Raw genomic sequence first — 19,065 nt, 5'->3', positions numbered from 1 at the left:
TTCCCGTTTCTACGAGATGGGTTCAGGAATGGAGGCCGTGCATCTTGGTGAGCACCTGGAGCATCACCTCGTCAGCTCCGCCGCCGATCGAGGTGAGCGTCATGTCCCGAAGGAAGCGCGCGGTCCACGTCTCTTCCATGTAGCCCATACCGCCGTGGTACTGCAGGCAGGTCTGGGCGACGTCGCGCGAGAGGCGCCCGACGGCAAGCTTGGCGACCGTGGCGAACTGGCTCGTGTCCTCGCCCCGCACGTGGGCCTCTGCGCACGCGTAGTTGTAGTGCCGGACCATATCCAGGCGGGCGTAGAGCTCGGCGAGCTGGAACGCGAGGTACTGGTTGTCGATCAGGGGGTGACCGAATGCCCGCCGCGTCTTGAGGTAGTCCCGGGTCCGGTCCAGGGCCTGCTCGAGCCCGCCGACGCGGTCATAGGCGGCGCTCATCCGCTCGTTCTGGAACTGGGTCATCTGCTGCTGGAAGCCGCGCCCGATCTCGCCGATCGTGTTCGCAACGGGGACCCGCAGATCGGTGAAGGTCAGCTCGGCGGTGTCCGAGCAACGCATGCCGAGCTTGTCGAGCTTGCGCGACACCGCATAACCGGGCAGGCCGCTGGGGACGACGATCTGGGAGAAGCCCCGCGCTCCGGGCTCGTCAGAGGTCCTGGCGAGTAGACAGATCCAGTCGGCCTGCACGCCGTTGGTGATGTACAGCTTCGAGCCGTTGATCACCCAGTCGTCGCCGTCGCGGTCTGCGCGGGTGCGCAGGCCGGCCACGTCGGACCCGGCGTCGGGCTCTGTGACCGCGATCGAGCACACGGCCTCTCCGGCGATCGCCGGCACGAGGTAGCGCTGCTTGAGTTCCTCGCTGCCGAAGCGGTGCAGCGACGGGGTCGCCATGTCGGTCTGCACACCGATGGCCATCGCGATCCCACCAGCGTCGATGCGGCCGAGTTCCTCGCGGAGGATGACGGTGAACAGATGATCGGCGGCCTGTCCGCCGACGGCGGCGTCGTACTCGAGACCGAGCAGGCCGAGCTCACCGAGCTTGGGGAACAGCTCGTGCGCAGGAAATCCGCCCTGGGCCTCCCAGTCGTCGCTGAAGGGCTGGATCTCCTTGTCGACGAACTGCCGCACCATCTTGCGGAAGGCGATGTGCTCCTCGCTGAACGTCACCATCAACAACTCTCCAGCCTGTGGCATGTGCACGTTGGAACGGTCACCGGTCCTGTCACCGAGCCCGACGATGGGCGTTAACCGTACGGACGGTCAAGACGCTCGTCGAGCTATCGTCGCCACTGCGAGGCGGTCGGTGACCGACCTGCTGGATCGCCCGACCGTACGGTCATCGGCAGGCTCGGGCTCGGCCCGTGAGGGCCTGGCGTGGCCCAACCTGGTCGCCTCCATCGCGTCCAACAGGGCGGTCATCTCGCTGACGCGCGCTTCTGGCGGTCGAAGTCTCGGCCGCCCGGATCCTGGGTCAACTCGCTGAACCCGGGTGTGGTCGAGACCGATCTGCTCGACGGCTTCATCGGCAAGACGGCCGATCCGCCGCGTTCCCGGAAGTCAGTCGGCGCTACGCAGCTAGCGGGACGTATCAGCAGGCCGGACGAGACCGCGTCCGCGCGCTGTTCCTGGCCTGGACGACACCACGTTCGTCACCGACACCGACATGGCGGTGGACGGCGGCCGGGTCCTGGGCTGACAGTGCCCCGCTCCGGGTCGGGGGGTGTCGATGTCGGCACCGAGCGACCGGCACGTCCGGACCACGGCGATCACGAGCCGCTCAGGCGCGGCGGAACGCCGGTGCAGGTTCGCCCTCGCCGCCCGGCTCCGGTGTGAGCACGACTAGCGACACGACGTCGCCGATCTCGGGCTCGCCGAGCAAGCGGGCGTGAAGCCACGGCCCCTCGTCGAGTTCGACCAGCCCCAGGGTGAGCGGTTCGCCGCCGTCACGCACGGGGGTGTGGTCGGTGATCACCGCGACGACGGTCCCGCCGCCGCGGGCCGGGGCCCACTCGAGGCTCGCATCGTGGCAGCGGGAGCAGGCGGCCGCGTCGGGTCGTGCCCAGTGGCCGTTCGCTGCGCACCTGCGCAGGACGAGTACGCCGCCGGCGAGCGCATCGAACCAGGGGGCGGTGCGGTCGTCGCGCCGTGCGGTGCCTCGCAGGTCCGCGGTGGGCACCGAGGGGGCGTTCATGACGGGTCTCCGAGGACGAGGGTGGCGTGGTGGTCGAGGATGCCGCCGTTCCCGCTGACCAAGGCGGTCGCGTGCCGGTCGACCTGTCGGGTACCGGCCTCGCCGCGCACCTGGGTGACGGCCTCCATCAGCGGGGTCATACCCCACAGGTAGAACGAGGAGAGCTGACCGCCGCCGGTGTTGGTCGGGAGCGCGCCGCCGGGAGCCAGGGCTCCGCTCGCGGCGAGCGCGCCGCCCTCACCCTTGGCGCAGAATCCGTAGTCCTCGAGAGTGACCAGAACGGTGTAGGTGTAGCAGTCGTAGATCTCTCGAACGTCGATGTCGGCCGCGGTGAGGTCGGCCATCTTGAGCGCTGCCTGCCCGGAGGCGACCGCTCCGGTCACGAGCCCGAAGTCCGAGTCGCGTTCGAGGACGTAGCCGGGGTGGGCCTGGCCCCAGCCCAGGACGAAGACCGGTGGGCGGGCCAGGTGCGCGGCCCGTTCGGGGGTGGTGACCACGACGGCGGCTCCGCCGTTGGAGACCAGGCAGCAGTCGAACAGGTGCAATGGTTCGACGATCCACCGAGACCGGTGGTAGTCCTCCAGGGTGAGTGGCTCACGCAATTGCGCGGCCGGGTTTCCCGCCGCCCAGGCCCGCTGCCCCACAGCCACCGCTCCGAGCTGGTCCTGGGTCACTCCGAACTCGTGCATGTACCGAGACGCGGCCAGGGCGTAGCGGTGGTTAACGCTGGTGAACCCCGCGGCGGTCTCGGCGCTGCGCAGCCCGGCCGCCTGCTGTGAGGACGCCTGATAGGCGGCTCCGGTCGAGGTGCCCTGCGTGCGAGGGGCGTCAGCGAAGACACACGCCACGACGTCCGCGGCGCCGGACAGGACGGCCTGTGCGGCTTGAGCGACCATGATGCCCGCAGAGGCCCCGAACGCATCGATCATACTGAGCATGCGCAGGTCCCGTAGACCGAGTTGACGGGCCAGGCTCAGGTCCAGGCCGCCGCTCTTGCCGGCGTTGATCAGCAGCCCGTCGAGGTCGGCCATCTCGAGTCCGGCGTCGGCCACGGCCAGACGGACCGCGTCGGCGGCGAATGTCCGTGCGCTGCGGTCGTAGACCTTTCCGACCTCGGTCAGCCCGGCGCCGACGATTGCTGCGGTGCGCTGCACGGAGTGCTCCTTCGGTCGATCCTTGCCAGACCCGTGTCAGGCCGGCTCGGTGGCGTTGCGTTTGTCGGCGAAGGCCAGGGCGTCGTCCCAGCTGCCGCCCTTGGCGATCTGGTTGCGGTACTTCATGATCACCGACTGTCCGTTGAGGGTGAGGGCGCCGCCGAGCCGGTCGCCGGTGCGGTAGAGCGCGACGAAGCGGTCGGTGTCCGGAGCGCCGGACACGACGCGCACCTCGTCGGCGACGGTGAGCCCGACGAACTGGATGCGCTGGCCGTACCAGTCCGACCAGAAGTAGGGCACCGTGGAGTAGGGCTTCGCGGCTTCCGGATCGAGGGCGTTCCGTGCCGCCGCGGCGCCCTGTTCGGCGGCGCTGGTCCAGTGCTCGATGCGCATCGTTCGGTCGAACAGCGGGTTGTGCCAGCGGGCGACGTCCCCCGCGACGTAGACACCGGGCACCGGGCGGCCGGTCGTGTCGAGCGCTCGCAGGGTGCTGTCGGCAACGACACCGTTGTCGATGCCGAGCTGGGAGTCCTGGAGCCAGGTCGTGGCGGGGTCGGCTCCGATGCCCGCCACGACCAGGTCTGTGCGTACCTTGCTGCCGTCGCTGAGCTGCACGGTCGTGACCCGGCCGCCGTGGTCGGTGCCGAGCCCGGTGACCGACACCCCGCAGCGTAGGTCGGTTCCCTCGCGGTGGTGCAACTCGGCCAGCGCCCCGCCCATCTGCTCGCCGATCGCGCGGACGAGCGGGGTCGGAGCGGCCTCGACGATCGTGACGGGCAGCCCGCGCCTGCGTACCGCGGACGCGACCTCCGAGCCGATGAATCCGGATCCGACCACGACGGTCTCGGCGCCGGCCTCGAGCGAAGCCCGCACTGCGCGGGCGTCATCGAGGGTCCGCAGCAGGTGCACCCCGTCGATCCCGTCGGCGGCCGGAAGGCGGCGGGCGTGAGCACCGGTCGCGATGACCAGGGTGTCGAAGTTCAGCTCGCGATCACCGATCTCGACGGTGCGATGCTCGGTGTCGAGGCCGCTGGCCGGGCATCCCAGCTCGAGAGCGACGTCGAGATCCTCACGCAGGTGGCGTTCCTCGCGGAAGGCGACGTCGGGGAGCTCCGAATCGTCCAGGAAAGCCTTGGACAGCGGCGGCCGGTCGTAGGGGAGGTGCGGCTCCGCGCCGACCAGGGTGATCCGGCCGGTGTGGCCCGCCTTACGGGCTGCCTCCACCGCGCGGAGCCCCGCCAGCGACGCCCCGACGACGACCAGGTGCGGGCTGTTCACTCCTCGACCAGCCGTAGCGCCTCGGTGGGGCAGCCCTCGACCGCAGCCCGGGCCTCGTCGAGTCCGTCGGCGCCGACGGTGTCGGCGAGAAGCACGAGCTCGCCGTCGTCGTCGACCTCGAACACGTCCGGTGCCATGGCCTCACAGATGCCCAGCCCGGTGCACTTGGTGCGATCGACAGTGACCTTCATGTGTTCGTCCTCCCTTGCGGTGCTACGGCGTGACAGGGTTCTGATGTGCCTCGGGGTCTCAACGGCGAGGCAGCGTTCAGGCAGCCGGCCCGAGCGCTACGGGCAGCTCGCGGTAGCCGTTGATGAAATGCGAGCGGAAGCGGGCGGGCTGACCGGCCACGCGCATCTGCGGGAAGCGCGCGAACAGCCGGCCGAGCAAGACCCGGGCCTCCATCCGAGCAAGGCTGTTGCCCAGGCAGAAGTGCGGACCGACCCCGAAAGCCAGGTGCCCGGTCGGGTTGCGGTCGATGTCGAACCGGTCGGGGTCGATGAACACCTCGTCGTCGCGGTTCGCCGAGGCGTAGAAGATGACAACCTTGTCGCCAGCGGCGATCCGCTGCCCGCCCAGCTCTGTCTCGCTGATCGCAGTGCGCCGGAACTGGATCACCGGCGGGTGATGGCGCAGAATCTCCTCGATCGCCGGCGCGAGCAGATCGGGCTCCGCGCGCAGCCGGGCCCACTGGTCGGGGTGGGCGTCGAGGGTGATCACCGCCCCGGTCAACAGGTTCCGGGTCGTCTCGTTACCGGCGATCATCAGCAGCTGGAAGAACCGCTGCAATTCATCGAGGGTGAGCCGTTCGCCGTCGATCTCGGCATTGGCGATCAGGCTCCAGACGTCTTCGCCGGGGTTCGCCCGGCGGATCTCGGTCTGCTTCTCGGCGTAGGCGAACATCTCCATGAAGGCGGCGAGGAACGCGGGCCGGCCACCGTAGGTGGGATCGTCGAGGCCCACCATGCGGTTGGTCCAGCTGTAGAGCAGGTGGCGATCCTCGGTGGGCACACCCAGTAGCTCGGCCAGCACGAGCAGCGGCATCTCCGAGGAGACCTTCTCGACCAGATCGACCTCCGTGCCCGGTTCAAGGTCGTCGACGATCTGGGCTGCATAACGGTCGACCGAGTCGAACATCCCGTTCACCATCTTCGGGGTGAACACCTTGCTGACGATCTTGCGCAGCTTGGAGTGATCGGGCGGGTCGATGTTGAGCATCATCTGCTGTAGTGCCGCTAGGTCACGGGGGCTCTGGTCGCGCAGGAACGTGGCGCCGGCATGAGACGAGAAGATCTCGGGATGCTTGGACACCGTGATGACATCGCGGTGACGGGTGACAGCCCAGAAACCGGGCCCGCCTGCGAACCCCTCGTAGGCCGGCTCCTCGACCCACGCGACCGGCGCCTCGCGGCGTAGACGGGCGAACTCGGCGTGCGGCATGCCCTGGGTATAGGTGTCGGGGTGACCGAGGTCGACCCTCGTCGAGGGCCCCGATGACTGCGTTGACGCCACGTCGCACTCCCTGGAAAATTGACCGTCCGTACGGTCACATCATAGTGCGCTTCCCGAGGAAGGAAGGCAAGGTACCTGCATGTGACCGTCCGTACGGTCTCACAGCATGATCGGGCGCCGAAGCTCGCGCGCCCCGAGGGAGTGGAGCGCATGGACAGCACGATGCAGCAGACCGAGCTGCTGGTCGCAGACCTGCTCGAACACGGAGCGCGGGTCCACGCTGAGGCACGCGTGGTGCACTACGACGGCGGGCCGAGCACGGACACGACCTTCGCCGACGTGGCTGATGAGGCCGCCCGGTTGGCCGGTGGTCTGCGTGAACTCGGGGTAGGTCGCGACGATGTCGTCGCGACCTTGAGCTGGAACACACCGGCCCACTTGGTGGCCTACTTCGCCGTGCCGGCCATGGGCGCTGTGCTGCACACGCTGAACCTGCGCCTGTCCGACGACCAGCTGATCTACATCGTCAACCACGCCGAGGACCGGGTCGTGCTCGTCGGCGCCGACCTGACCCCGCAACTCGCCCGCATCCTGCCGCGGTGCCCGAGCGTCACAGACGTGATCGTGGTCGGCCCTGCCGAGGCCGAGCTCTCAGGAGTCAGGGTCCTCGACTACGACACCCTGGTGGCCCGCGCCGAACCAGTCCGGCGATGGCCGCAACTGCCCGAGCGCAGCGCAGCCGTGCTCTGCTACACCACCGGGACAACCGGTGACCCGAAGGGGGTGGCCTACAGCCACCGCTCCATCTACCTGCACACCCTTGCAATCTCCACGGGAAGTGCCTTCGGGTTCTCCGACGCAGACCGTGTGCTGCCGATCGTGCCGATGTTCCACGCCAACGCCTGGGGCTGGCCCTACGCCGCCTGGGTAGCCGGGGCTGCCCTGATCATGACCGACCGATATCTGCAGGCTGAGCACCTGGCCCAGATCATCACCGAGCATCGGCCGACTGCCGCGGCGGCAGTGCCCACCCTGTGGACGGCCTTGGACGCCCACGGGGTCAAACACGACACGGACTTCTCCAGCCTCCGTCTCGGAGTCGTCGGAGGCTCGCCGCTGTCTGCCGCCCTGGTCGAGAGCTTCGCGGCACATCACGGGTTGCGTCTGACGCAGGGCTGGGGGATGACCGAGACGAGCCCCCTGCTCACCTTCTCCCGGCCACCGGCCGGGACAGCACAGGGCGAGGGCGCCGACGTCGCCTACCGGGCGCGCACCGGGCGCTTGGTCCCCGGCGTGCGTGCCCGCGCCGTCGACGAGCAGGGCAGCGAGCTGCCCTGGGACGGTGAGAGCGCAGGAGAGATCGAACTGCGCGGGGCCACGATCGCCGGGAGCTACTTCCGGGCGAGTCCCGCCGCGATCGCCGAAAAGTTTCGCGATGGCTGGTTGCGCACCGGTGATCTGGGGGTCATCCATCCTTCCGGCTGGGTCGAGCTGAAGGACCGGCTCAAGGACGGCATCAAGAGCGGTGGCGAGTGGATCTCCAGTGTCGAACTGGAGAACCAGCTCGCTGCCCACCCGGCGGTCGCCGAGGTCGTCGTGATCGGCGTACCGGATCCGCAGTGGGAGGAACGGCCTCTGGTGTGCGTCCGCCTCCGGCAGGGAGCCGATGCCAGTCCTGCACAACTGCGGGAGTTCCTGCACGGAAAGGTGGCGCGTTGGTGGCTGCCCGAGCGGTGGGCATTCGTCGACGAGATTCCGAAGACCAGCGTCGGCAAGCTCGACAAGAAGACCGTGCGAGCCACTCACGGCGCAGGGCGGTTCGACATCGTCGAGATCAACACCATTGCGAAGGACGCCTGAGCGAGACCACCGGCTCCGGGGTCTGTACAGGCCCCGGAGCCGACAGCCGTCTCAACGGCCCCGGGTATAGATGGACTTGTACGACACGTACGCCGCGAGCCCCTCGGGCCCGAGCTCACGCCCAAGACCGCTGGCCTTCACTCCGCCGAACGGCGAGCCGATATCGAGGTCGAACACGTTGACACCGACCGAACCCGTCTCGATCCGCCGAGCCAGGTCGAGACCGCGTTCCTCGTCGGCGGTCCACACCGTCCCGCCCAACCCGTACTGGGAGTCATTGGCGAGGCGGACGGCGTCGTCAAGGGAGTCGTAGGCAAGTACCGCAAGGACCGGACCGAAGACCTCCTCGCGGGCGATCACGGCGTGCGGCTCGAGGTCTGCGACGACCGTGGGTTCGACGAACCAGCCGCGCGACAAGCCGGCGGGACGCCCGCCCCCGGTCACGATCCTGCCCTCGACACGCCCTGATGCGATGAACTCCTCGACCCGATCACGCTGCCGCTGCGACACCACTGGTCCGATACGCGTGCCCTCATCGGCCGGATCGCCGACGCGCATCGAGGACGCCAGGTCGGCGACGGTGTCGACGATCTCGCCGTAGCGAGAACGCGGAGCCAGGATCCGGGTGCTCAGATAGCACGTCTGCCCGTTGTTGAGCAGGCTCGCCCAAGACAGACCACGAGCGACAGCGCCGAGGTCGGCATCGTCGACGACGATCGCGGCCGACTTGCCGCCGAGCTCGAGGGTGACTGGTCGCAGCAGGCGACCGCACACCTCCCCGATCGCTCGCCCTGCAGCGGTCGACCCGGTAAACGCCACCTTGTCCACTCCGGGGTGCGCAACCAGATACTCCCCGACCTCGCGTTCGCCCGGTACGACGGTGACCACGCCCGGCGGCAGTCCCGCCGCCTCAGCGGCGTCGGCGATCGCGAATGCGTCCAGAGCCGTCTCAGGGGCTGGCTTGAGCACCACCGTGCACCCGGCCGCCAGCGCCGGTGCGACCTTGAACATGGTCAGCGACTGCGGGAAGTTCCACGGAACGATCGCGGCCACGACGCCGATCGGCTCTCGCCGTACGACGGTGGTTCCACGGCCGCCGACCGCCCGCCGACGTTCCTCGACAGGTGTGGACCGACACAGCTGTGCGTAGTACCGCAGAGTTGCGGCCGGGCCCTGCCCCTCGGCGACCCGAGACAGCGCTATCGGCATGCCGTTCTCCGCAGTCACCACCGCCGCAGTGTCGTCACCGCGCGCAGCCAGCGCCTGCGCGAAGCGTTCCATCAACGCAGCGCGGTCCTGCGGCTCGAGACCGGCCCATGCGGGCGAGCGCAGGGCACATCGGGCGGAGTCGACCGCCGAATCGATGTCGGTTCGTCCGGCACCGGCGGACCACCCCCACGGCTGCTCGGTCGCCGGGTTGATCACCGTGATCGACGCTCCGGAGCCCGGCCGCCAGCCTCCGTCGATGTAGAGGTGCTCACGCTCATTGTGCATGGTCAGTCCTTTCCGGGGATGAGGACCGGCTTGATCGTCGCGCCCGATGCGGCGTCGTGTTCAGCGCGGTCGATCTCCGCCAGCGGGTACGTGGTGACCAGCCGGTCGAAGGGAAAGCGCCCCTGACGCCACAGCTCGATCAGTCGCGGCAGGAACAGCTGCGGGACGGCATCGCCCTCGAGAATGCCCATGATGTTCTTGCCCGCCGCCAGCGCCGAGGACGCGAGCACGAGGTCCTGGTCCCCGGCACCGACCAGGCCGATCGTCCCAGTCGGTCGCAGCCCGTCTATTCCTGCGGAGATGATCCGGGGCACGGCCGTGGTGTCCAAAGCGTAGTGGGCGCCTCCGCCGGTCACCGCGACCACTTGTTCGACCAGGGTGTCCGAGTTCCCGCGCACCACATGGGTGGCGCCGAGTTCCAGCGCGGTCTCCAGGCGCGCATCGTGCAGGTCGACGGCCACGATGGTGGTGGCGCCGGCGACGCGGGCGGCCATGACGGCGGCAAGCCCGACGGCGCCCGCGCCGTACACCACGACCCCGGAACCGGCACGCACCCCGAGGGCGATCAACACCGAGCCTGCGCCAGTCTGGATCCCGCAGCCCAACGGCCCGAACAAGTGCAGAGGCAGGTCCTCCGCCACCGGAACGACGTTGCGCGGACCGGCCAGAACGTGGGTGGCAAAGGAAGACTGACCGAACCAGCGCGATGCGACCGCTTCGCCACCCCGATCCCGGACGATGGGTGATCCCTTCGCTCCGCGACCGGTCATGTTGAGGCGGAAGAACTGCCTGCAATACGCCGGATGTCCGTCCAGGCAGGTCTCACACGTCGCGCACGAGTCATAGGACAGGAGCACCGGAGTCCCTACCGGCACCGCGGCATGCTCGCCGATCGCGGTAACCACCCCCGCACCCTCATGACCCGCGATCAACGGCGGCGCAGCCATGAAGCCCGGGGTCCGCGGCAGGACGTCGGTGTGACAGAACCCGGTGCCCGCGATCTCGACCACCACCTGCCCGGGGCCGGGCTCGGGGAGCTCCACCTGCTCGAGGACGAATGGGCGGTCATAGCTGCGCAACACCGCGGCCTCGATCTGCATCACTTCGCTCCTTTGTTGACCGTTCGTACGGTCAATACTAGCGTCGGCGCCGCACGCGGTCCTTGCCCGCGGCGTGAGTCACACCCCGAACCCTCCCGAGAGAAGGGCCAGTCGCAGTGACAAGCAGCGATCGCACGACCGCGACCGAGGTCGCCCCGGCTGCCGTGCTCGAACGCCGTGGGGCGGTAGCGCTGATCACTCTGAACCGGCCTCGCTCGATGAACGCCGTCAACGCAGATCTCGCCCGAGCTGCCGGCGATGCACTGGCGGAGTTCACGGCGGACCCGACCCTGCGCGCCGCGGTCATCACCGGAGCAGGCCGTGCCTTCTGCGCCGGTGCAGATCTCAAGGAACTGGCCGCTGGCCGTCCCGTACACGACGCCGCGCACCCCGAACGCGGCTTCGCCGGGATCGTGCGCCACTTTGTCGACAAACCTCTCATCGCCGCGGTCAACGGTTTCGCGCTCGGCGGAGGGACCGAGATCATGCTCGCCTGCGATCTGGCAGTACTCGCAGACCACGCCACATTGGGCCTTCCCGAGGTCACCCGTGGTCTGGTTGCTGCGGCGGGAGGCCTATTGCGGCTCCATCGCCAGATGCCGCCGAAGCTGGCCTTCGAAGCCGTGTTCACCGGCGACCCAATCGACGCCGCCACCGCCAAGCACCATGGACTGGTCAACCGCGTCGTCCCCGCCGAGCGCGTGCTGGACGAAGCGCTCGATCTCGCCGACAGGATTGCCGACAACGCGCCGATGGCAGTTCGAGCCAGCAAACGCATCATGTCGCGCAGCACGACTGGTTCGGACTGGGACGACGAGGTCTGGGCGATGAACGAGTCCGAGTTCGCTGCGGTCCGTCGCAGCAACGATGCTCGAGAGGGAGCGACGGCGTTCGCCCAGAAGCGTCGGCCGCAGTGGGACGGCTCGTGAGCATCCTCGACCAGTTCCGACTCGACGACCGGGTCGCCGTGGTGACGGGAGCCAGCTCCGGGCTGGGGGCCGGGTTCGCCATGGCACTCGCCGAAGCCGGCGCGGACGTCGTCCTCGCCGCGCGTCGCCAGGACCGACTCGCTCAGGTCGTCGAGCAAGTGCGGTCACGGGGCCGGCGCGCGATCGCGGTAGCCACGGATGTAGCGCAACCGGAGGACTGCGAAGCGATGGCCGCAGCCGCAGTCGCGGAGTTCGGGCGCATCGACGTGCTGGTCAACAACGCAGGCCTGGGAACTGCAGTTCCAGCTCTACGCGAAGCCCCACAGGATTTTCGCCGGGTCCTGGATGTCAACCTGCTCGGTGCCTATTGGGCGGCGCAGGCGTGCGCGCGGGTGATGGAGTCAGGCGCGAGCATCGTCAACATCGCCAGCACATTGGCGTTCATCGCCCCGTCGGCCCCGCAGGCCGCATATGCCGCGAGCAAGGCCGGTCTGGTCGGCCTGACCCGGGACCTGTCAGCCCAGTGGGCCGGACGTCGGGGAATTCGCGTCAACGCCCTGGCCCCCGGCTACGTGGCCACCGAGATGACGGCCGAGGTCCCGACCGAGATGCTCACGGGCTTCATCGGCAGTCGCAGCCCGCTCGCCCGTCTGGGGGAGCAGAGGGAGCTCGACGCCGCCCTGATCTTTCTGGCCAGTCCCGCATCGAGCTACGTGACCGGCAGCACGCTCGCCGTGGATGGCGGCATGGCTGGTCACTGAACAGGGTCAGGGTGCGCGACGGCCAGACCGGCTCGTGCACCCCGAGCCATGCCGCTCCGCACACGGTCGGTTCCGGCGCATGGTGAGCCGCACCGGCGATGAGGAACGCCACTCAGCGGCGGCCGACCGGACGACCGGTCAGGACGCTATCCTCGGCGCACGGCGGACTGAATCGCCACTGGTGGACAGCAGCGGACGGAGTTGGCATGCCTCGGGGTGCGGGACGATACGGAGAGATCCTGGCCGCCTTCACCCGGCACATCGCACGCGACGGTTACGACGGCACCAACTTCGGGGCCGTCGCCGCCGAGCTGGGCGTGTCCAAGGGCACGATCGTGCACCATTTCGGCACGAAAGAGCGGATACTTGCCGCTCTGCACGAGTCGTACATGCGGCGCCGTCTGGCCGAATTCGATCTGATCGTCGAGCGGCTAGACGCCCCGCAAGAGCAGCTAGCCGCGGTGCTGCATGCCTTCATGCGTTATCAGGTCGAGGACCGGACGGCGACGGTGGCGTTCCAGCGTGAGATCGCGCGTCTCGCCGACGAACCAGCGATGGCCGACGGACGCGCCCTGCGCGAGCGCTACCTCGCTCGGGTGCGCTGTCTCGTCGAGGCAGGGGTTGCGTCAGGGGTCTTTCGCCCCGTCGATCCCGGGATCGATGCCTTGTTGATGTTCGGCTCGGCCCAGTGGGCATGGACATGGTTCACACCCGACGGGAATCGGAGCATCGACGAGATCGGTACGGCGTTCGTCGACTTGGCTCTGGGTGGACTCCTGGTTGACCGGGACGGACTCGCAGAGCTCTCTGCCTCCGACGGCCACGCGGCGCAGGTGATGCACGAAGCCATCCGCGATGCTGTGGTGCCCGAGCCCGCCGTCCGCGCATCCTGAGCCAACATCGACTTCCGCTGGCTCCGAAGGCGCCAGTGGGCACTCCGTCCTCCGCTGGTAGCTGCGGTGGATCGTCGAGCGCGGGACACACTGCCCGCGCATTGCTCGATCGCTCGCCGGTCGGACGGGTCCCCATGGTCGCCGCCTGGTCGTTGCAGGCTTGTGCGTCGAGGGCAGTGCTGCGAAACTGACCGCTCATACGGTCAGTTCTCAGCGAGGAGACTCCATGCCCAACGGGCTGCGTCGTGCGCACGAGATCGTGTCGAGGTGGGCGGAGGACAGCCTGACCGCGCTGCGCTGGCCTTTGCCGACCGATCCTGGACGTGGGCGGAGCTCGACAAGCGGATCCGGCAGGCGGCCGGTGCTCTGCGGGCGGCCGGGATCGGTCCGGGGGACCGGTTCGCCGTCCTGGACAAGAACCACCCCGCTTGCATCGAGTTGACCTTGGCCGCTTCCCTGATCGGCGCGGTCAACGCTGTCGTCAACCACCGGCTCGCACCGGAGGAGCTGGAGTACGTCCTGTCTGACTCCAGCGCACGCCTAGTCGTCGTCGGCTCGGAGTTTGCAGCCGTGCTCGGCGAGGCACGAGAGACGGCGGTCGAGACTGTCATCGGGATCGACTCGTACGAAAAGTGGATCGGCGCGGCCGACCCTGTGTCGGTGCCGTACGAGTCCGGCGACGACGACTGCTTCTTGCAGCTCTATACATCCGGCACCACCGGCCGGCCGAAGGGCGCGATGCTGACCCAGCGCAGCATGTGCGCACACACGACATCGGTCGGACCCGCGTACGAAATGGACGAGGACAGCGTCAACGTCGTCGCGATGCCCCTGTTCCATGTCGGTGGCACGAGCTGGGCACTTGGCAGCATGTACGCGGGCGGACACACGGTGATCGTCCGCGAGGTCGTTCCAGCGGCGATCCTGGACCTCATCGAGGCCGAGCGGGCCACACACGCGTTCTTCGTGCCCGCCGTGATCCAGATGTTGGTCGCCGACGAGGATCGGGCACAGGCTGCACTTCGATCGCTCGCGGTGCTGGGTTACGGAGGCTCTCCCATGCCTGCACCACTCATGGACAAGGTCGTGCAAACTCTGCCTACGCCCCTGTACTCGGTGTACGGGATGACCGAGATGTCGGGAGTCTTCTGCGTGCTGGGCCCGGCCGACCACCGCGACTCCGATCGCCCACACCGACGGGCTTCGGCGGGAAGACCGTTGCCCGGCACGGAAGTCCGGATCGTCGACCCGGTCACGGGGCAGAACGCGAAGGCGGGAGCGACGGGCGAGTTCTGGGTCCGGTCCGACCAGATCATGGGTGGCTACTGGCGCAAGCCTGAGCAGACCGCGGAAACGCTCCTGCCGGGCGGCTGGCTGAGGACCGGTGACGCCGGCCGCATCGATGCCGACGGGTACCTCTACATCGAGGACCGGGTCAAGGACATGGTCATCACCGGCGGTGAGAACGTCTATCCCGCCGAGGTGGAGCGAGTGCTCCATCAGCATCCCGTCGTCGCCGAGGTCGCAGTCATCGGTGTGCCCGACCCCAAGTGGGGCGAGACGGTGAAAGCGGTTGTCGTGCCCGTCGGGGATGGGCTCGCAGCAGCGGAGTTGATCGCCTTCGCTCGGGAGCGGCTCGCGCACTACAAGTGCCCGACCTCGGTCGACTTCGTCGAAGCGCTGCCCCGCAACCCGACGGGTAAGATCCTCAAGCGCGAGCTGCGCCTGCGCCTCGCTTGACGGTCAGATGCCAGCACACGGACAGCGGTCCAGGACGGACGTCGGCGACGCGGGCTAGCTCCGCACTGCCAGGCACGACCGACGATCCACACCAAGAGATGCGGCGCGCGGTGGTTATCGCGTCGGGTGAGCGCGCATCGATCCGAACATGCCGAGCAAGGAACCGCTGCGGACAGGGCTCCGGGCCCCTGGTAGCCGCAGGCCCGCGATGTCGGTACCGCCTCTCGACGTCACCCGGACGACGCCGACGGTGCCGGCGGATTGGCGCTGCGCTGTACCTCGTCTCGGGAGGCCGATCTTCAGCCGAAGATCTCGGCCAGCGCCAGTCGTGTCGCTCGGGCGAATCGGTTGAAGGCCAAGGGTCATTCGACAACGTCCCAAACGGATCGATATGGCCACAGTGGACACTGCGCCTCAGGCTTGCCTGGATCTACGACCTCGCGTGCGAGCAGCACACAGCCTCACAGCGCGGCGACAACCGACCGCCGGGTCCGGGCAGTCGACCAAGCGGCGGCATCAGGCGCACCGGGTCCTCACGCTGCCCTCGCCCTGGCGGTGAACCACCACCACGGCGAGAGTCAGCGATACCGTCCGGGCAGACGGCGAGGTCGTCGACGAGCACGAACTGCCGGTGGCGTCAGGACAGCCCCGCCACGCCCGCGGAACTCAAAGCCCGCTCCCTGCGGAGCTGCCCCGTCACCGACAAGATCCCAGTCACCGCCACCGCGACACCCGCTGCAGCAACCAGCCAGAACCAGCCGCCGTCGGGCTGGAGCAGCAACATGCTCCAGACCAGGACCACGATCGGGCCGAGAGTGATCAGCTCGCGCCGGCCCTGGGCAACCCGGGCCCTGGCGTAGAACGGGCGCCCCGCGACGGCCGCAGCCTCGCCTCGGCGCAGCGACAGATCGATCTCCCGTCGGTGCCCGGGCCCGAGCTCTCGACGCGTCATCGCATAACGCGGTTCGGCCGGACGGGGCGTCGCTGCCAGCCACCAGGCGACAACCCCGGCCACAGGAGCTGTCAGCAGCAGCAACCAGGCCAGCACCATCAGATCCTGTCCACCCGTGCGCCCCGTCCGACGACGACGTCGACCGCGGGCCACACCGCAAGCCCCACGACCACCACGGTCCAGCTCCGCCACAGAAGCCGACTGATCCGCGACGGGGACTCGAGATCGTCGTCAGTCATCGCCTACCCTCCACATCCCATCCTCCTCAGCCGGGCGTCCTCAGCATCAGGCCAGGGTCGTCGCGAGTTGGCCGGCATCGTGCGCCCATCCCGCACTTGGTCAACACCAGCCCCATTCGAAGCGCCGCGTCACACGGCGGTCTGCACGGCCGCGTATCCGGTCAGGTCGGAGCACACACCGTTACCGCTCTCGACTGCGCTACGCGAAGCCTGCCACCACCGGACGAGGTACAGATTGTCCTCGCCGGGCTGTAGCCGGCCTGGCCGAGCAGGCCGATCGGTCGGACCGGCTGCGGCAGGGCGCGGCGCCATGACCAACGACTCGCCCTCCTCGCCCGACCTGGATAAGGAGCCCGATGGCCCCCGACGCCGACCCCGGCGCCACTGGCGCCCCCGCATCGACGACGGCCTTCGCTTCGCCGAGCACCGGTGGGTGGCGCACGCGCTGCTACGGCGGGACGGCGGCTGCTGGTCTGCATCGGCGGGCCGGCCGATACCTGGGCGGGCACCGGGACATCCCCGGGGCACCGTCAGGACGGGAGAGTCACCCCGCGAGGCCGCCACCGCGAGACTTCGGAGGAAGCGGGCCTACATGTCCGCATCACCGACAAGCTGACCCACTTCACCAACGCCGACACCGGCGGGCGCCCCATCTGCTTCCACACAGTCACATATCGAGCCGAGGAAGTCAGCGAGAGTCCGGTGGTCCTACGACCCGTGGAGCAGACGAGTACCAGTGGGCCACACCGGAGCAGGCGCTGGCGCTCGACCTGGTCTGGCATGCGCGCCATACGTGATCGCCTACTCAGGCCGGCGACAGCGCTGAAGCCTCGACCTCGTAGGCGCCTCGGTCGCCCAGGCTGCACGGCGGCCTCGCCGGCCAGGGCCACGATGCTCGCGCTCGCCCTCGTCCCGGCGCAACGAAGACGGACCCCGCGACAGTCGGCGCAATAGGACCCCGGCGACGCGACGCCATGTCGCCAGCTCCGCGACTGGGACTACGCCGTGCCGATGTCGAGCAGGCCGTGGCCGATGTCGAGCAGCTAATCTCACGAGGACACTCCCAGTGGCACCCACGACACCGGCAAGGAGGTCGAGGACGGTGGTGACCAAATCGGAGGCGGAGCAGGCCGCGGGGAAAGTCCACTGTCTCCACCCGGCGATTGGGCCCGGGAGCCGGACCCAGCCGGGTCGACCCTTGCACCCGACCGGCGCCGCCATGCGGCCGCAGTGGCAGTTCGCTGATCCGCCCGGGCGAGACGAGCCTCGCAGGTGCTCGGTCAGCGGGCGGTCGCCCCATCCGACGACTCGGCAGGCAAAGTTCCGGGTCAGTCGTTCGGCATGGTGTCCAGGTATCTCGAGTGCTGGAGGCGCTCGGTCCACAATCGCCGGTACGGGGCGAGCCAGTGTCGATCTCGGACAGAGGCGCGGTTGCAGGCGTACAGCGCCGTTGGGCGGTCGTGCGGACCTCGACGAGTCGGTTCCCGCAGCACTTTCAGATGCTTAGACCACAGCGGGCTGCGTGAGCGCAAGCTGCCCGCCGAGGTCGCCGGCGAGGCGTTCGCCATCGCGGAGCAGCTCGACGATCGCACGGCGATGCGGCTCGGCCAGCGCCGCGAACGTCTCCTGCACCGCAGGCGTCATGCGAGTGCGCGCTCGTAGTCGGCCTGGAGCCGTTCCCATGCGGCGGGTCGATCTCCAGGGTCGCCTGGTCCGGGGCGCGATCGTCGAGGTAATCGTGCAGGCGCTCCAGGCCTGCATGCCACCCCGCGCCCATCGCGGGGGCGAACCCCGGTCGTCGAAGATGTTGGTAAAGACCAGTCGACAGCCGGCCCCGTCCGCCTCCAGCTCCCACCGCAGGAGCTCAGATCCCCAGGTGTACTCCAGCAGCGTCGGCGCCTCGACCTGAGTCACGCGTCCATGACTGGTGCCGATGGCGGCGTGCTCGGCGGTGGGCACGAACCCGAGTTCGGCTCCGAGCGCGGCATCGAACCTGCTCTGGTCGTAGTCGAGGACCTCTGCGAACCACCAACGGAGATGCTCGATCTGAGTCAGGGCACGCCACACCTTGTCCTGCGGGTGTGCCAGCCGGCGCTCGAACCGCAGGGCGCATCGACCGTCCGTGGTGATGCTCAGAGTCCCCAGAGCTGTCATCGATCGACCTCCACCTATAATTGCCCATTGGGAATATATCTAGTGGGGCAACAAGCGTCCAGTCGCGCGTCGAACGCGTCGAGGGCGAGGACACCCACATCAGCTCGCAGCCCCTCAGCCGCCGGTTCGAAAGCGGACGGCGGACGAAGTAGAACCAGGCAGCGTGCTGGGCCACTGCAGCGGGCGCCGAGGGCGATCCGCCGCACATGCGACTGCGGCCAGGCCACGATGTTTCCGTTCGTACTGTCCGCTTACGACGACGGCACCACCTGCGACAGCTGGCCCAACCGACCCCGGCGACGCGGCGCTGCTTCGCCCAGCTGCGTGATCGGGGCTACGCCCTGGCCGAGGTCGAACACCTCGTCCTCGCCGACGACACCGCCGACGACACCGCCGACCAGGACGGCGTGCAGGGCGACCAGCCGGTCGTGCTCAGAGAATGCGTCGACCTCGACGAGCAGGGTGCACCTGATGGTGAGGAGGCCGGCGGGGCGCGGGTCTGAGCTGATAGCCGGCCTCCGGGGCGGGGGCGCCCCAGTGCGCCATGTCCGGGGGTCAGCCTGCGCGTCGGGTGGTGGCCTGGTCCAGGAGCCGGGTGAGGCTCGTGCCGGATCGCCCGCAGGTCAGCACATCGGTGGTGGGGTGCGCGGCGATGAACCTGCCCGACCCGCCCGGGTGAGACCGCCCAAACCCGACGGACTGGAGCAGATCCGGTCAGTCCGGTGCCGGCTGCGCGTCCCGGTGCGGGTTCGCGGGGTGCGGCCCACCTGCTGGCACTGGACGGTCCGGGCCGGTTGCGCCTGTTCCCGGCCGGGGTCGTGGTCCCGGTCGCGGTCTCACACCGGCCGGGCCAGACCGAACCCCCGC

General features: G+C 68.9%; 15 protein-coding genes and 2 pseudogenes. 6 read left to right on the top strand and 11 right to left on the bottom strand.

Features of this window, described 5'->3' with window-relative positions; translation table 11 throughout:
* Positions 1 to 22 precede the first annotated feature (22 nt).
* From PP1_RS29620 to PP1_RS29595, 6 genes are all read right to left on the bottom strand, one after another.
* Positions 23 to 1,171 (bottom strand): acyl-CoA dehydrogenase family protein, encoded by a 1,149-nt coding sequence (locus tag PP1_RS29620; RefSeq protein ID WP_010226709.1) that lies wholly within the window; start codon positions 1,169 to 1,171, stop codon positions 23 to 25.
* A 607-nt stretch (positions 1,172 to 1,778) separates the two neighbouring features.
* Positions 1,779 to 2,192, bottom strand: coding sequence for a Zn-ribbon domain-containing OB-fold protein (locus PP1_RS29615; protein WP_010226707.1), 414 nt, complete (start codon positions 2,190 to 2,192; stop codon positions 1,779 to 1,781).
* A complete protein-coding gene (locus PP1_RS29610; protein ID WP_010226705.1) occupies positions 2,189 to 3,346 on the bottom strand; it encodes a thiolase family protein in 1,158 nt (385 codons plus the stop codon). Before PP1_RS29610 ends, PP1_RS29615 begins: the two co-directional genes overlap by 4 nt.
* 36 nt (positions 3,347 to 3,382) lie before the next feature.
* A complete protein-coding gene (locus tag PP1_RS29605) occupies positions 3,383 to 4,624 on the bottom strand; it encodes an NAD(P)/FAD-dependent oxidoreductase (RefSeq protein ID WP_010226703.1) in 1,242 nt (413 codons plus the stop codon).
* The gene (locus PP1_RS29600) at positions 4,621 to 4,815 is read right to left on the bottom strand and encodes a ferredoxin (protein ID WP_010226701.1); all 195 of its coding nucleotides are present in this window, start codon (positions 4,813 to 4,815) and stop codon (positions 4,621 to 4,623) included. Before PP1_RS29600 ends, PP1_RS29605 begins: the two co-directional genes overlap by 4 nt.
* A gap of 76 nt (positions 4,816 to 4,891) precedes the next feature.
* The gene (locus PP1_RS29595; protein WP_029239323.1) at positions 4,892 to 6,136 is read right to left on the bottom strand and encodes a cytochrome P450; all 1,245 of its coding nucleotides are present in this window, start codon (positions 6,134 to 6,136) and stop codon (positions 4,892 to 4,894) included.
* A gap of 150 nt (positions 6,137 to 6,286) precedes the next feature.
* On the opposite strand from PP1_RS29595, the gene PP1_RS29590 reads away from it, so the two are divergent.
* Positions 6,287 to 7,936, top strand: coding sequence for a long-chain fatty acid--CoA ligase (locus PP1_RS29590; protein WP_029239322.1), 1,650 nt, complete (start codon positions 6,287 to 6,289; stop codon positions 7,934 to 7,936).
* Between the two features lie 51 nt (positions 7,937 to 7,987).
* On the opposite strand, the gene PP1_RS29585 is transcribed toward PP1_RS29590, so the two are convergent.
* Both PP1_RS29585 and PP1_RS29580 read right to left on the bottom strand, forming a co-directional pair.
* Positions 7,988 to 9,430 carry an aldehyde dehydrogenase gene (locus tag PP1_RS29585; protein WP_010226695.1) on the bottom strand — a complete coding sequence of 481 codons (1,443 nt, stop codon included), beginning with the start codon at positions 9,428 to 9,430 and terminating at the stop codon, positions 7,988 to 7,990.
* Positions 9,431 to 9,432: 2 nt separating this feature from the next.
* On the bottom strand, positions 9,433 to 10,530 hold the full coding sequence (locus PP1_RS29580; protein WP_029239321.1) for an NAD(P)-dependent alcohol dehydrogenase: 1,098 nt from the start codon (positions 10,528 to 10,530) through the stop codon (positions 9,433 to 9,435).
* Between the two features lie 116 nt (positions 10,531 to 10,646).
* On the opposite strand from PP1_RS29580, the gene PP1_RS29575 reads away from it, so the two are divergent.
* From PP1_RS29575 to PP1_RS29560, 4 genes are all read left to right on the top strand, one after another.
* Positions 10,647 to 11,459 (top strand): crotonase/enoyl-CoA hydratase family protein, encoded by an 813-nt coding sequence (locus PP1_RS29575; RefSeq protein ID WP_010226691.1) that lies wholly within the window; start codon positions 10,647 to 10,649, stop codon positions 11,457 to 11,459.
* The gene (locus tag PP1_RS29570; protein WP_010226689.1) at positions 11,456 to 12,220 is read left to right on the top strand and encodes an SDR family NAD(P)-dependent oxidoreductase; all 765 of its coding nucleotides are present in this window, start codon (positions 11,456 to 11,458) and stop codon (positions 12,218 to 12,220) included. Before PP1_RS29575 ends, PP1_RS29570 begins: the two co-directional genes overlap by 4 nt.
* Before the next feature lie 206 nt (positions 12,221 to 12,426).
* Positions 12,427 to 13,113, top strand: coding sequence for a TetR/AcrR family transcriptional regulator (locus PP1_RS29565; RefSeq protein ID WP_010226687.1), 687 nt, complete (start codon positions 12,427 to 12,429; stop codon positions 13,111 to 13,113).
* A gap of 267 nt (positions 13,114 to 13,380) precedes the next feature.
* Positions 13,381 to 14,853: an acyl-CoA synthetase gene (locus tag PP1_RS29560; protein WP_010226686.1), complete on the top strand. Its 1,473-nt coding sequence runs from the start codon at positions 13,381 to 13,383 to the stop codon at positions 14,851 to 14,853.
* Between the two features lie 637 nt (positions 14,854 to 15,490).
* Here the strand turns inward: PP1_RS29560 and PP1_RS29555 are convergent.
* The 3 genes and pseudogenes from PP1_RS29555 to PP1_RS29545 form a co-directional block, all read right to left on the bottom strand.
* Positions 15,491 to 15,904: a hypothetical protein gene (locus PP1_RS29555; protein WP_337819693.1), complete on the bottom strand. Its 414-nt coding sequence runs from the start codon at positions 15,902 to 15,904 to the stop codon at positions 15,491 to 15,493.
* 1,468 nt (positions 15,905 to 17,372) lie between these two features.
* Positions 17,373 to 17,688: pseudogene (locus tag PP1_RS29550) on the bottom strand (ArsR/SmtB family transcription factor).
* A 162-nt stretch (positions 17,689 to 17,850) separates the two neighbouring features.
* Positions 17,851 to 18,198: pseudogene (locus PP1_RS29545) on the bottom strand (SRPBCC domain-containing protein); the annotation flags it as partial.
* Between the two features lie 206 nt (positions 18,199 to 18,404).
* Between PP1_RS29545 and PP1_RS29540 the strand changes: the two are divergent.
* On the top strand, positions 18,405 to 18,701 hold the full coding sequence (locus PP1_RS29540; protein WP_010226681.1) for a hypothetical protein: 297 nt from the start codon (positions 18,405 to 18,407) through the stop codon (positions 18,699 to 18,701).
* The last annotated feature ends 364 nt before the right edge of the window (positions 18,702 to 19,065 follow it).

The organism is Pseudonocardia sp. P1 (assembly GCF_000178675.2).
Taxonomy (GTDB): Bacteria; Actinomycetota; Actinomycetes; order Mycobacteriales; family Pseudonocardiaceae; genus Pseudonocardia.
This window is presented reverse-complemented; position numbering and strand designations above follow the sequence as displayed.

What these genes read in the sequence shown, in the direction of transcription:
- PP1_RS29620 (WP_010226709.1), bottom strand. Translation starts at nt 1,171, where the DNA reads ATGGTGACGTTCAGCGAGGAGCACATCGCCTTCCGCAAGATGGTGCGG.
- PP1_RS29615 (WP_010226707.1), bottom strand. Translation starts at nt 2,192, where the DNA reads ATGAACGCCCCCTCGGTGCCCACCGCGGACCTGCGAGGCACCGCACGG.
- PP1_RS29600 (WP_010226701.1), bottom strand. Translation starts at nt 4,815, where the DNA reads ATGAAGGTCACTGTCGATCGCACCAAGTGCACCGGGCTGGGCATCTGT.
- PP1_RS29590 (WP_029239322.1), top strand. Translation starts at nt 6,287, where the DNA reads ATGGACAGCACGATGCAGCAGACCGAGCTGCTGGTCGCAGACCTGCTC.
- PP1_RS29585 (WP_010226695.1), bottom strand. Translation starts at nt 9,430, where the DNA reads ATGCACAATGAGCGTGAGCACCTCTACATCGACGGAGGCTGGCGGCCG.
- PP1_RS29580 (WP_029239321.1), bottom strand. Translation starts at nt 10,530, where the DNA reads ATGCAGATCGAGGCCGCGGTGTTGCGCAGCTATGACCGCCCATTCGTC.
- PP1_RS29565 (WP_010226687.1), top strand. Translation starts at nt 12,427, where the DNA reads ATGCCTCGGGGTGCGGGACGATACGGAGAGATCCTGGCCGCCTTCACC.
- PP1_RS29555 (WP_337819693.1), bottom strand. Translation starts at nt 15,904, where the DNA reads ATGGTGCTGGCCTGGTTGCTGCTGCTGACAGCTCCTGTGGCCGGGGTT.
- PP1_RS29540 (WP_010226681.1), top strand. Translation starts at nt 18,405, where the DNA reads ATGCGACTGCGGCCAGGCCACGATGTTTCCGTTCGTACTGTCCGCTTA.